11 protein-coding genes are annotated in these 12,090 nt (G+C 61.3%); 1 reads left to right on the top strand and 10 read right to left on the bottom strand.

The window, feature by feature from the left end; all coding sequences use genetic code 11:
• Positions 1-72 precede the first annotated feature (72 nt).
• From KGA96_RS19250 to KGA96_RS19220, 7 genes are all read right to left on the bottom strand, one after another.
• Positions 73-1,479 carry an ABC transporter substrate-binding protein gene (locus KGA96_RS19250; protein ID WP_223514352.1) on the bottom strand — a complete coding sequence of 469 codons (1,407 nt, stop codon included), beginning with the start codon at positions 1,477-1,479 and terminating at the stop codon, positions 73-75.
• Between the two features lie 169 nt (positions 1,480-1,648).
• Positions 1,649-1,894 (bottom strand): ferredoxin family protein, encoded by a 246-nt coding sequence (locus KGA96_RS19245; protein ID WP_008050632.1) that lies wholly within the window; start codon positions 1,892-1,894, stop codon positions 1,649-1,651.
• A 26-nt stretch (positions 1,895-1,920) separates the two neighbouring features.
• Positions 1,921-3,651: a fumarate reductase/succinate dehydrogenase flavoprotein subunit gene (locus KGA96_RS19240; protein ID WP_223514349.1), complete on the bottom strand. Its 1,731-nt coding sequence runs from the start codon at positions 3,649-3,651 to the stop codon at positions 1,921-1,923.
• Positions 3,648-4,400 (bottom strand): GntR family transcriptional regulator, encoded by a 753-nt coding sequence (locus KGA96_RS19235; protein ID WP_223514347.1) that lies wholly within the window; start codon positions 4,398-4,400, stop codon positions 3,648-3,650. The genes KGA96_RS19240 and KGA96_RS19235 overlap by 4 nt, the downstream gene beginning before the upstream one ends.
• A 221-nt stretch (positions 4,401-4,621) precedes the next feature.
• Positions 4,622-5,590 (bottom strand): Gfo/Idh/MocA family protein, encoded by a 969-nt coding sequence (locus KGA96_RS19230; protein ID WP_046038540.1) that lies wholly within the window; start codon positions 5,588-5,590, stop codon positions 4,622-4,624.
• Between the two features lie 16 nt (positions 5,591-5,606).
• Positions 5,607-6,494 carry a Dyp-type peroxidase gene (locus tag KGA96_RS19225; protein ID WP_046038541.1) on the bottom strand — a complete coding sequence of 296 codons (888 nt, stop codon included), beginning with the start codon at positions 6,492-6,494 and terminating at the stop codon, positions 5,607-5,609.
• Between the two features lie 110 nt (positions 6,495-6,604).
• On the bottom strand, positions 6,605-7,645 hold the full coding sequence (locus KGA96_RS19220) for an AraC family transcriptional regulator (protein ID WP_046038542.1): 1,041 nt from the start codon (positions 7,643-7,645) through the stop codon (positions 6,605-6,607).
• Between the two features lie 208 nt (positions 7,646-7,853).
• Here KGA96_RS19220 and KGA96_RS19215 point away from each other — a divergent pair, with 208 nt between their 5' ends.
• Complete coding sequence (locus KGA96_RS19215; protein WP_223464376.1) at positions 7,854-8,798, top strand: transporter; 945 nt, start codon at positions 7,854-7,856, stop codon at positions 8,796-8,798.
• 105 nt (positions 8,799-8,903) lie between these two features.
• On the opposite strand, the gene KGA96_RS19210 is transcribed toward KGA96_RS19215, so the two are convergent.
• The 3 genes from KGA96_RS19210 to KGA96_RS19200 form a co-directional block, all read right to left on the bottom strand.
• Positions 8,904-10,112, bottom strand: a complete 1,209-nt coding sequence (locus KGA96_RS19210) for a DSD1 family PLP-dependent enzyme (RefSeq protein WP_223514425.1) — start codon at positions 10,110-10,112, stop codon at positions 8,904-8,906.
• A gap of 74 nt (positions 10,113-10,186) precedes the next feature.
• On the bottom strand, positions 10,187-11,581 hold the full coding sequence (locus KGA96_RS19205) for a D-arabinono-1,4-lactone oxidase (RefSeq protein WP_411741593.1): 1,395 nt from the start codon (positions 11,579-11,581) through the stop codon (positions 10,187-10,189).
• Positions 11,582-11,603: 22 nt separating this feature from the next.
• Entirely contained in the window at positions 11,604-11,990 is a 387-nt protein-coding gene (locus tag KGA96_RS19200; protein WP_046038545.1) for a c-type cytochrome, read from the bottom strand.
• Positions 11,991-12,090 lie beyond the last annotated feature (100 nt).

Below are 12,090 nucleotides of genomic sequence, written 5' to 3'. Positions count from 1 at the left end.
ACATTGATGTCGACTGACCCACCGCCTTCGCGAGCAGGCTCGCTCCTACAGGGGGCTGTGGTGTTTCGGCTGTTAGCGAACAGCCACGGCCTGCGCAGTGGCATCAGTGAAGTCGAGGACCTTGCCACCCTGCGCCGTCGCGAACTGTTGGGCCTGGCCTTTGAGCAGGAACGCACTCAGCTGCCCTTTCCCATCGGTGGCAAACCACGCCTGATCCGCCAGCAACTTGATCCCGCTGTCGCTGGCCTGGGCGTACACCGCGCGGATGCTCTTGCCTTCCTGCTTGAGGCTGGCCAACGCGGCAAACGCCGCTTGCGCCGAGGCGTACTGGCGGACTTTCGGCTCGCCGCGCACCCAGATTTCCGCCACATGGCTGAAGTCGGTGATGGCTTTACCGCTGGTGGCATCGACGGCCTTGAGCGGCGTCTGCCCGTAACTGGCCAGTTGCGCGCTGTAGTCCAGGTTCGAAGCCTTGAAGGCGGCGCGGATGTATTGGTCGTCGATAAAGGTGTTGAGATCCAGACCGCGATCGGCCTTCTTCAACAACTTGAGGGTGTCGATGGCGGTGCCCACGGCCTGACGGTATTCCGGCTTCCAGCTCAGGTCGCGGGTCTGCACGCCGAGGGGGCCATGGAACAGGTAATTGACCTGGGCATCGACCCCGGTGACCTTGGCGATCAACTCGCTGTATTTCTCCGGTTCAGCCGCCAGCAACTGGTTGGCTTCAATACTCGCACGCAGGTAAGCGACGACGATTTCCGGGTACTTCTTCGCATAGACCTGATCGACCAGCGCACCGTGGAAGGTCGGCGCGTTGGCCTGGGCGCCGTCATAAATCTTGCGAGCGAAACCACGGCTCGGGAACAGTTCGGCGAAGGGTACGAAGTCAGCGTGGGCATCGATCTTGCCGGCCTGCAACGCGGAGCCGGCGACTTCCGGCGGCTGGGCGATGATGTTCACGTCCTTGAGCGGATCCCAGCCCTGGGCCGCGACGGCGCGCAGCAGCATGCCATGGGCGGTGGAAGCGAACGGCACGGAAATGGTCTTGCCCTTGAGTTCTGCCAGGGACTGCACGCCCGATGCGCTTGGCACCACGATGCCGTTGCCGCTGCCCTTGATGCTGCCCGACAGCACGCTGATGAACAGGCTGTGCTTGCCCGCCGTTTCGAACGCCACGCCGTTGAACGCGCCGGGGAAGTCGGCCATGGCGCCGAAGTCGAGCTTGCCGGCCACCATCTCGTTGGTCAGGGGGGCGCCGCTGGTGAAGTTTTTCCACTGCACCTCGTATTGGGCGTCTTTGTAGGGGCCATCGTGGGGCAGGTATTTGTCCAGCAGCCCGAGCTCGCGAATCAACAATCCGCCGGCGGCGCAGTTGATGGTGGTGTCCTGGGTGCCGATGGCAATGCGGATGGTTTCGGCCGAGGCCGACAGGGTGAATGAAGCCAGTACCAGACCGGCCAAAGCTGCACGCAACATCATGAGTGTTTCCCCTCGAATCATTTATTGGATGTTCGTCTCCGCCACGATCAGGGCGCGGTGGGAAACGAGGGGTGTCTTGAATCAGGCGTCCGGTGGTGCCGGATGGCGTTTTAGCGTTGTTTGGGCTGGCCTCTTCGCGAGCAGGCTCGCTCCTACATTGATTTGTGTTTCAGCGCAGCAGGTACGGGATCTCGACTTTCACAGCGCCCGTCGGGCAGTCCTTTTCACAGGGCATGCAGTACCAGCATTCGTCGAAGGCCATGTAGGCCTTTTGCGTGGCCGGGTTGATCGCCAGCAGGTCCATCGGGCAGACGTCGACGCACACGGTGCAGCCTTTGTGGGCGATGCATTTGTCCTCGTCGACGGTGACGGGGGCGTTGGAACGGAAGAAGATTTCCTGGGCTTGATAGGCCATTTCACGGTCTCTCTCTTGGGTGATGCTCAGGCGGCATCCGCGCCGACCCGCAGCCGGTCGTAGGCCTGCATCTCGTCGGCATCCAGCGGGATGATGTAAGGCTCGACGGCTTTCTTGAAACTGCTCATCAAACCGTTTTCGTCTTTCTTCAGGTGGCAATGGCAGAACCAGTCGCGGTCGTTGCGTTGCGGGTGATCGACGCGGTGGTGGTAAAGCCCCCAGCGACTTTCGGCGCGGAACAGTGAAGCGCGGGCGGCCATTTCGGCGCAGTCGCGGATCATGCTGACTTCCATGGCGCGCATCAGTTCGTGGGCGTTGTGGGCCTTGATCTGGTCGAGGTCGCGCTGGATGTCGCTGAAGCGTTGCAGGCCAATCTGCATCTTCTTCGTCACTTTCGGCGGTTGCAGGTAGTCGTTGACGAAGCGCCGCAGCTTGTATTCGACCTGGGCCGGTGGCAGGCCATGCTCACGATCCAGCGGTGCATAGACCCGTTTTTTTTCCGCTTCGATCTGCCGCGCATCCAGCGCTGAAAACTCGCGTCCGGCGACAAAGTCCGCTGCGTTGTTGCCAGCGAACCAGCCATAGGTGAACGCGCCGAGCATGTAGTTGTGCGGCACGGCAGCCATGTCCCCGGCTGAGTACAAGCCCTTGACCGAGGTCTCGGCTTTCTCGTTGACCCACACCCCCGACGCCGAATGCCCGCTGCAAAAGCCGATTTCCGAGATGTGCATCTCGACCATCTGCGTGCGGTAGTCGGTGCCGCGATTGGCGTGGAACTGGCCGCGACTCGGACGCTCGTTGCTGTGCAGGATCTCTTCGATGTTCTGGATGGTTTCCTCGGCCAGGTGATCGAGCTTGAGGAACACAGGGCCATTGCCGCTTTCCAGCTCCTGATGGAACTCCCACATCATCTGCCCGCTCCAGTAGTCGCACTCGATGAAGCGTTCGCCCTTGTTGTTGGCGGTGTAGCCGCCCAAGGGGCCGGTGACGTAGGCGCAGGCCGGGCCGTTGTAATCCTTGATCAGCGGGTTGATCTGGAAGCATTCCAGGTTCGCCAGCTCGGCCCCGGCGTGGTAGGCCATCGAGTAGCCGTCGCCGGCATTGGTCGGGTTTTCGTAGGTGCCCATCAGGTAGCCGGAGGACGGTAACCCCAGGCGTCCGGCGGCACCGCAGGCGAGGATCACCGCCTTGGCCTTGATCACATGGAAGTCCGCCGTGCGGCAGTCGAAGCCCATCACGCCGTTGACCGCGCCTTCCTCATCCGTCAGCAATCGGGTGCAGACCAGGCGATTGGTGATGCTCACCCGCGCCCGCTTGAGCTGGCGGTACAGAACCTTTTTGATGTCGTGCCCTTCCGGCATCGGCAACACATAAGCGCCCATGTGGTGGACCTTCTTCACCGCGTAGTCGCCGGTTTCGTCCTTCTCGAATTTCACACCCCAACGGTCCAGTTGCTCGATGGTTTCGAAGCTGTGGGTGGCATAGGCGTACACCGCGGCCTGATTGACGATACCGTCGTTGGCGATGGTGATTTCCTTGGTGTACTGCTCAGGCGTCGAGTGGCCGGGAATGATCGCGTTGTTCAGGCCGTCCATGCCCATGCTGATCGCGCCACTGCGCTTGACGTTGGCCTTGTCGATCAACAACACCCGCAGGTCGCGGTTGCGTTCCTTGGCCTTGATCGCCGCCATGGGGCCGGCGGTGCCGCCTCCGATCACGACGATGTCGTATTCCTGCTCCAACGTACTGCGCGTCATGCCTGCTCCCCTTTTTGCCGGTCGATCCGCAGGCGGTACTGGAAGGCATCGCCACGGTAGTAAAGGTGTTCGAAGTCCAGAGGCTGACCGTCGACATCGTGGGTCAAGCGTTCGATGCGCATGATCGGCGAGCCGGGTTCGACGTTCAGCGCCCGAGTCAGGTCGCTGTCGGCCAGTACCGCATCGATGGCCAGGTCGGCGTGCCCCAGGGCCAGGCCACAGTCGTTTTCCAGGATCTGGAAAATGTCGCGGGTGACCAGGTCGGCTTTTTCCAGGCGCTCACCAACGGCCTTGGGCAGGTAAGTGATTTCCAGGGAAATCGGCTCGCGGTTGATCAGGCGCACCCGTTTGATCTGCGTCACGACCTCGCCTTCGGCCACCTGCAAACGCTCGGCGACGAGCTTTTCGGCGGCAATGAACTTGAAGCTGCGCAGGCGGTTGATCACCTCATAGCCGCGACCGGCCATGGACTCGGCCAGGCCTTGCAGGGTGCTGACGTTCTGGAAGGTTTTCGGCTTGGCGACGAAGGTGCCCTTGCCGTGGATCTTGAAGATCAGCCCTTCCTTTTGCAGGTCGCCCAAGGCCTGGCGCACGGTGATGCGGCTGACCTTGAACAACGCGCCAAGCTCGCTTTCGGAAGGCATCTGGCTGTTTTGGGGGTATTCGCCGTCGAGGATGCGGGTGCGCAGCAAATCTCGCAGCTGGGTGTGCAACGGGACGCTGCTCAGGGATAGAACGTTATCGGTCATGGCAGATCACTTGTTATAACGAGTTATGACGTGATCTTAGAGAAGTTTTGACAGACTTGAGAAATACCGAATGCGCATAAGGTTAGATGCGCGATGCAACCCAAAACTGTAGGAGCGAGCCTGCTCGCGATGGCGGCGGGTCAGTCGATTTCAATGTTGAATGTGAAACCGCTATCGCGAGCAGGCTCGCTCCTACAGGGGATTGTGTGTGACCTGAGGGATCAGTGCCGCTTGAGAATCTGGTCCATCACCCAATCGGTCTTCAGCGCCTGTTCGGCCACGGCCGGGTGCTGCGCCTCGCCACGAATATGCGCATTCATGCCCAATACGTGGTGCCACTGAATGTGGGCGTGATGCTCGATGGTCAGGCTGAGGTGTTCATCGGCGTGCAGCTCGACCGGGTGTTCATCGAACACTGAAAAGGTGATCCGGCCGGTACTGCCAATCACTTCGACCCGGTCTTCGCGACGATCTGAAACGAAGTTCCAGCAGCCCATCCCCAGTGCCCCGCTGGCAAACCGCCAAGTGGCGCTGACGGCATCTTCGGCCGTGTACAAACCGGCCTGCCGCGCGGTGAGCCCGGCGACTTCGACGATATCGCCGAACAGGTACTGAAACAGGTCCAGGCCATGGCTGGCCAGATCCGCAAAGTAGCCACCACCGGCAATCGCCGGATCGGTGCGCCAGTTATCGGTGCCGTTTTGATCCGCTGCCGACGGGGCTTTGGTGAGGGTCCAGGTCAAGTGCCGGACCTCGCCGATCCGCCCCTCTTCCAGCCATTGCCGCACTTGCCGGAAGCGTGGCAGCGAACGTCGGTAATAAGACACGAACAGGTGCAGCCCGGCATCGGCAAACACCTGCTGCATTTCACGGCTTTGCCCGGCATTCAGCGCCATCGGTTTTTCCACGCAGCAATGCTTGCCGCCGGCGGCCACCTGTAAGGCATAGGCGTGATGGCTGTCGGGCGGTGTGGCGATGTACACCGCGTCGACCTCGGGATCGTTGATCAGCGCCTGCGCATCGGTGTAGACCCGCGCAATGCCGTGACGAGCGGCGTAGTCGGTGACCGCTTCCAGGCGCCGCCCCATCACCGCCACCAACGCCGACCCGGGCGCCTTGTAGAAGGCCGGACCGCTTTTGCGTTCAGCGACACTGCCACAGCCGATCATGCCCCAGCGCACCAGGTTCATAGGCACTCCTTGCGGCTCAGCCGACGCGCAATGCGCGCAGGTCCAGTCGACCGTCCTTGAGCGGTGGGCACCAGTAGTAGCCACCGGTGATCGGACGGCTGATGCGGTACAGACCGTCGGTGATGCCGTCTTCCAGGCCACTCATGCGGCGCAGTTGGGCTTCGAAGGCGTCGAGGGAAAAACCGAAGGCCAGGAACATCAGACCGGCGCGGTCACCTTCGATCCACGGCATCGAACGGCGCACCACGAAGGCCTCGGGCGCGAAGCTTTCCTGGGCGGTGCGTTTGACGTGGGCGGAAACCGGCGCGTCGTCGATCTCTTCGTTATCGCTCAAGCGGCGGCCCATGATGTTGTCTTTTTCATCCGCCGACAGCCCATGAAAACCTTTCAAGTCATGCTGCCACTGCTGGATCGCGGCAAAGCTGCCACCCACCGTACCGTCTGCGCCCTCACCCACCAGGGCGGCGGCCACGGCGGCTGCGTCGTGGGGGTTCTCGGTGCCGTCTTCGAAGCCGGTCAGGTCATGGCCGTTCATATGGCGGAAGGTTTCGTTCATCTGCACCAGACGCAACGCCGGGGCCAGTGCCGCTTCGATGGCGTTGCTGCGGTTGAGCAACTCACCACGGTCTTCACCGTGCAGCCAGCACCAGAGCGCGTGCTGGGTCGACGGATTGTCGACGCCGACCCCAGTCAGTGCCGGGAAAGTGCGCAGGCCTTCGATCTGCCCCTCCAGCGCCTTGACCAGGGATTCGCCGAAGCCGACGACAGCCGATTTCCCGTCCACCAGTTGCATCAAGTTATCGAGCGCGACCGGCAATGCATCGACGGATTCGAGGGCGAAGAACATATGGCGGGCTTGAGGCGGAACGGGGGTGGCGAGAATGCCCGGCTGGTAATGGCTCATATGAACTCCTTGAAAAAGAGCACAGAGTTTAACCGGAGTACGAGGGTTTGTGTGCCGTCAGAGGCCAGGAACCTGTGACAAGGGGGCTTGCCCCCTTCACCACAAAAAGATCAGACCGTGCTGGGGCTTTCGTTGCGGAACGCACTCGGGCTCATGCCAGTCCAGCGCTTGAACGCCCGGCGAAAGCTGCGCACGTCGCTGTAGCCGACTTCCTCGGTGATGCGTTCGATGGACATGTCCGGGTTGGCCAGCAGGCTCATGGTGCGGGCCTGGCGCACTTGCTCCAGCAGCGTTTCGAAGGTCAGCGCGTGTTCGGTGAGGCGGCGGCGCAAGGTGCGGCTGCTCATGTTCAGGTCGCCGGCGATTTTCTCGATGTGGCTGCCCTCGGTCAGGTCCCGGGCAATCGCCCGTTCCACCGCCTGGATCAGATCCATTTTCTGGTGCACCTGCGCGGCTTCCAGTTCGAGCAATTTCACCGCCTGACGCAGGGCCAGGGAATGGTGATTGGGCAACTGAACGCCCAGCCAATGCGCATCGATCACCATGCGATTTTGCAGGCAACCGAAACGCACGTCCGGCCCAAGCAGGCGCGAGTATTCGCCGAGATAGTCCGGCGCGGCATGCATGAACTCCACCGCCATCGGCTTGAAATCCACCCCGACCAGCGCCCGGCCGTACACCAGCAGGCTGGCGAAAAACTCTTCGACCGCGAACAACTGCACGTCGGCGAACGGCAAGCGGCATTCAACGTCGATAAACACCCGATCCCCCACCTCCTCGACACTCGACACGACAATGCCGCCAGAGGTGTGTTGATGGCGAATGCCCAGCTCAAAGGCATCGCGCAGGGTCTTGCACAGCGACAACACATGCCCCAACAACCCCAGCGTACCGAGCACATTCTGCGCGCCGACCCACAAGCCCAGCCCCTGATTGGGCAAGGCCTTGAGCGCGCGCTGAATCATGGCCACGGCCTGGCGATAGGAAATACGCTGCGCCGGGTCCTGCAGGTCTTCAAAGGTAAAACCCAGCCCTCGGCACAGGCTCTGTGGGTGGATGCCTTTTTGCTCGGCGACTTCGGCCAGGGTCTGCAGGAGAAACGGCGACACCAGCGCCAGTTCAAAGGTGGGATCGGTCACTTTCATTTGCATGGGGCTATACATTCCGGGTCGAGCTGCATTCTTATTTTTGTAACCGGTTATGTCGAAGGAAGTTAGCACAGGGTGCAAAGGCTGTCCGCAGAAGTCCCCCTAAATGGCCGCCAATACCCTGCCTTGCAGGGCGCAGACAGCTTATTTCTATGTTGCGGCCCTCGTATGGATGCCGGACAGCCCGCTAACAATAATAATGAGTACACCCATGATCCCGACCCGCACGACATTTCCCCTACTGGTCATTGGCCTGGCCGGCGTCTGCGCCCTGCAACCGGCGCTGGCCACCGAGGCTGGTGTAGACAACATCGGCCCCGGCACCGACGGTTTTTTCATGTTGCCGCTTTCGCCCGACAGCCTTCCGGACAACATGGTTGCCTTCAACGTCTACTACAACCACTACAAAGCCACGAAGCTGAACATCAGTTCGCTCGGCGGCAAGGTGCCGAACGTCGAGATCGAGTCCACGGCGGTCATTCCGCGCCTGGATTACATCAGCCCGGTGCGAGTGTTCGGCGGCCGGCTGGCCGGCTACATCGCGCAGCCCTGGCTCAAGCAGGAAGTCTCGGTATTCGGCTTGCAGGACACCCGCGAAGGCATGGGCGACACCACGGTCGCGCCGATCATTCTCTGGGACATGGGCCCAAACCTGACCCTCGGCGCCGCCATTGAAGTCACCGTGCCTACCGGCGAATACAGCGTTGATCGCCTGGCCAACACCAGCAACAACTTCTACACCTACAAACCCTTGTTCTCCTTCACCTGGCTGCCGACGGACAGAACCGAGGTGTCGATGAAGACCACCTACAGTTTCAACGGGAAAAACAAAGACACCGACTACAAGTCGGGGCAGATTTTCCACTTCGACTATTCGGCCAGTTTCAAGATCACCGACGACCTGATGCTCGGGTTGAACGGCTACTACCTCAAGCAAACCACCGACGACAAACAGTTCGGCCACACCGTGCAGTTCAATGGCCAGGACGTGAACGACGGGGTGCGCGGGCAAGTGTTTGCCATTGGCCCGGCGCTGCACTGGACCTTCCTCAAATACGCCAGCGCGGAGATTCGCTGGGCCAAGGAATTCGACGTGGAAAACCGGCCTGAAGGGGAAATGCTTTGGGCCAAAGTCAGCATTCCCTATGCGTTTTGACTGAGCTGACGCTATCGCGAGCAGGCTCACTCCTACATTGGAATGCATTCCAAATGTGGGAGTGAGCCTGCTCGCGATAGCGGTCTAACAGACTCAGAATCTTCCTCAGGAATACACCGGCCAGCTATCCACAATCTTCCCACCCCGAACCGCCAGCAAATCCCCGAACTGCAACAACACCGACTCGGTCTGGGTCGGGCGCAAGAACACCTGGTCCTCCACCGTCAACCCCACCGCCGCCGAACCATTGACCATTTCCTGATTCGAGCTGCGGCCATACACGCCATTGCTCTGCAACCCCGCTGGCGATTCGAACTCCGCCATCCAGTTACCGCCATAGATGAAATACGTCTCGCGCTGATTGGTGTCCCACCAGGAAAACAACCTGGACTTGTCATCCAGCGCCGGAATATTCACCGCCCCGGTGCTTTTCAACACCGGCGTGGCGATATAAGCGGCCGGCATATGCTCGGCCAGTGACGGCAAATCATAGTGAGTGGGCTTGAGCAGCCCCGTCCCCACCGATACTTCACTGCTGAGCTGTTCGTGCTCATGCATGCGATAGCTCGGGCTGCCGGCCGTATTGAGGGTCAGCCCTTCGCGCCACAAACCGGGGTATTGCTGACGGGTGAAATCGACGCAGCGGTTGTAAATCACCATCACCTTGGCGAACAGTTCCTCGGGCGAGCCCAGAATCCCCGGCACGCCCATGCCCACGAACGGGTCGTAGCCCATGAATCCGGCGAATTCCAGGTGCTGCGGGTGCTGGCTGATCAGCGCCAGCATCTGCCCGAGTACGCCAAGGTCGCTGACGCCACCGCGATGCAGCCCGACATCCAGTTCGATGTTCACCCGCATTCGCGTGCCCAGCCCTTGAGCCAGGGCCAGGTATTGCTGCAGGCGCTCCGGTGTATCAAGCAGCCATTGCAATTGCTTCGAAGGGTCGAAAGGCCCCTTGTGCGATTGATAGAACAACTCGGCCGAACGCACCGGCAGCGGCTTGCCCAACAGAATGTCGGCCTCGGCAAACTGCACCGCGTCATGGTTGAGAAACGGCTGGTGAAACGACATCAGGCGTTGGGTGCCGGCGCGCTGGGCGATGTAGGCCAGGAGCCCCGGTGCCGGCAGTGATTTTTCCACCAGGCGCAGGTGCTTGCCGCCGCGCTTGACCGATTGCATCACCACATCGATGTTGTGATCCAGCCGATCAAGGTCGATCAGCATCACCGGTCGCATCGGCCCGTGGTCCTTGAGTTCGCGGTTCAGCGTACGGAAGTAATCGCTGTAGGGCGCGCCTCGGTCACCCGGCCGCAGCCACGCCCCGACACCCAGCAACAAGGCGCCGACACCCGCGCTGCCAAGCAAGAAATTGCGGCGATTGACGGCCATCAGCTAACCCCCAGAATGGAAGACAGATGCGCATTGAGAAATTTGCCGCTGGGGTCGAGTGCCTGCCGCACCTGGATGAAATCCTGCCAGCGTGGGTACAGCGGCTGCAGGCTTTTCGCGTTCAGGGTATGCAACTTACCCCAGTGCGGCCGGCCGTTGTACTTCCAGAAAATCGGCTCGATGGCGGCGAAGAAGTTGTGATGATCCATCTGGTAATGCTGGTGGACCGAGATCGAACAGCTGTCGCGGCCTTCGAACATGCTCAGGGGAATGTCGTCGGCCTTGACGTAACGGTACTCGATCGGAAACCAGGTGCGCAGGTCCTTGTCCTGGATCAGTTTGAGGATCTCGCGCAAACAGGCCGGGCCGTATTCCGCCGGCACGGAATATTCCATTTCGTTGAAACGCACCGTGCGCACGTTGGCGTAGATGTCGAACGAGTCACCCACCCGGTCATCGAAACTGGCCAGGTGACGCAGGTTATTGAGCATGGTGCGGCGCAGGTCCGGGAAGTCGCTGGCGTATTTGTCGATCTTCTCGATCAGCGTGACGAACTCGTTGCCGCCCTCCTCATCCGCCGGGACCGGCGGTGTCGCCGGGTCGGTGGTTTCGTTCAGGGCGATCGACAAGGCGTAGTCGGAATGGGTCACCACGAGCATTTCCCAGTGCTGGTTTTCCCGGGTGTTCTTGTCCAGGTCTTCCAGCAACTCTTCGGTTTTAGCGATCCATTGGCGCTCCCGCAAGCGATACGCCGGGCGGTTTTGCAGGCGCACCCTGGTGGCCACGCCCAGCGCCCCCAGGGATACCCGAGCTGCGTTGAACACTTCGGGATGGCGGTCGGCGTCGCAGTCCAGCACCTCGCCGCTGGCGGTCACCAGCTGCATGCCGCAGACATGGGCAGAATAGGATTGAAAGTTCTTACCGGTACCGTGGGTCGAGGTCGAGATCGCGCCGGCCAAGGTCTGGTAATCGATGTCAGCCATGTTTTGCAGGGCCTGGCCTATGTCCTTGAGCGGCGTGCCCATGCGTGACATCGGCGTACCGGCGGCGAACTCGGCCTGCAGCGTTTGCGGATCGTGATCGAGCAACCCCGTGAAATAGCTCAGCGACAGCAAGGTGCCGTCGGTGGGCACCAGCGCGCTGAAGGAGTGCGCCGAGCCTACCGGACGGATCTTGCCGGGGGCCTGGCGCACCACGTGCGTCAACTCATCCAGGTTCTTGGGCGCCAGCCGCGCCGCCGGCAGGCAACTCTGGCCTCCCGACCAGTTGCGCCAGGGAATCAGGCGTGGCGCGCGCAGCAGCTCGGCCAGTGCCGGTGTTGAGCCAAGCGCGGTAAAGGCGCCAATGACGCTCGCCCGTTGCAACAACTGACGCCGTGTCAGGTCCATCGTCATGAATCGCACCCTGCCGTTCTTGTTATTGGATTTGCTGGCCGGACATAAAGGCAATCAGCGCCAGGAACTGTTCTTGCGAACACTGCATGCACATGCCCATCGGCGGCATGCCGTTGTAACCGTTGATCGCGTGGTCGAGCAGCGTGTCGGCACCCTGCAATACCCGTGGTTGCCAGGCCTTGATGTCGCCGGTCAGCGGCGCCCCGGCCGCCGGGTTGGCGTGGCACAGCTTGCAGCTGTTGTCGTAGACCTGCGCCAGCTCGACGTCGGCGGGCCTCGCTGCGCCTGCTTCGCTGCGGGTCGGCGGGTTGTTCGGCTTTTCGCCGCACCCGGCAAGCAACGCCGCAAAGACACACCCCACCAAGGCCAAACAAAGGCTAGGCTTTTCAGTTAATCGGCTTGCCCGCATGGCTGTCCTCTCAATGGCTGCCCGGCCAGCCGGGTGCAGCTCTTTTTGTTGTGATCAAGGAGAGTCAACATTAAGGCACCCCGCGCGGGCGGGTTGAGGG

The sequence above is a fragment of the Pseudomonas sp. GL-R-26 genome, from assembly GCF_019947365.1.
Taxonomy (GTDB): Bacteria; Pseudomonadota; Gammaproteobacteria; order Pseudomonadales; family Pseudomonadaceae; genus Aquipseudomonas.
Note: the sequence above shows the minus strand (reverse complement) of the source record. Positions and strands in the feature narration are given on the sequence as shown.

What these genes read in the sequence shown, in the direction of transcription:
- KGA96_RS19230 (WP_046038540.1), bottom strand. Translation starts at nt 5,590, where the DNA reads ATGAACCTGGTGCGCTGGGGCATGATCGGCTGTGGCAGTGTCGCTGAA.
- KGA96_RS19235 (WP_223514347.1), bottom strand. Translation starts at nt 4,400, where the DNA reads ATGACCGATAACGTTCTATCCCTGAGCAGCGTCCCGTTGCACACCCAG.
- KGA96_RS19215 (WP_223464376.1), top strand. Translation starts at nt 7,854, where the DNA reads ATGATCCCGACCCGCACGACATTTCCCCTACTGGTCATTGGCCTGGCC.
- KGA96_RS19240 (WP_223514349.1), bottom strand. Translation starts at nt 3,651, where the DNA reads ATGACGCGCAGTACGTTGGAGCAGGAATACGACATCGTCGTGATCGGA.
- KGA96_RS19220 (WP_046038542.1), bottom strand. Translation starts at nt 7,645, where the DNA reads ATGCAAATGAAAGTGACCGATCCCACCTTTGAACTGGCGCTGGTGTCG.
- KGA96_RS19245 (WP_008050632.1), bottom strand. Translation starts at nt 1,894, where the DNA reads ATGGCCTATCAAGCCCAGGAAATCTTCTTCCGTTCCAACGCCCCCGTC.
- KGA96_RS19205 (WP_411741593.1), bottom strand. Translation starts at nt 11,581, where the DNA reads ATGACGATGGACCTGACACGGCGTCAGTTGTTGCAACGGGCGAGCGTC.
- KGA96_RS19250 (WP_223514352.1), bottom strand. Translation starts at nt 1,479, where the DNA reads ATGATGTTGCGTGCAGCTTTGGCCGGTCTGGTACTGGCTTCATTCACC.
- KGA96_RS19200 (WP_046038545.1), bottom strand. Translation starts at nt 11,990, where the DNA reads ATGCGGGCAAGCCGATTAACTGAAAAGCCTAGCCTTTGTTTGGCCTTG.
- KGA96_RS19225 (WP_046038541.1), bottom strand. Translation starts at nt 6,494, where the DNA reads ATGAGCCATTACCAGCCGGGCATTCTCGCCACCCCCGTTCCGCCTCAA.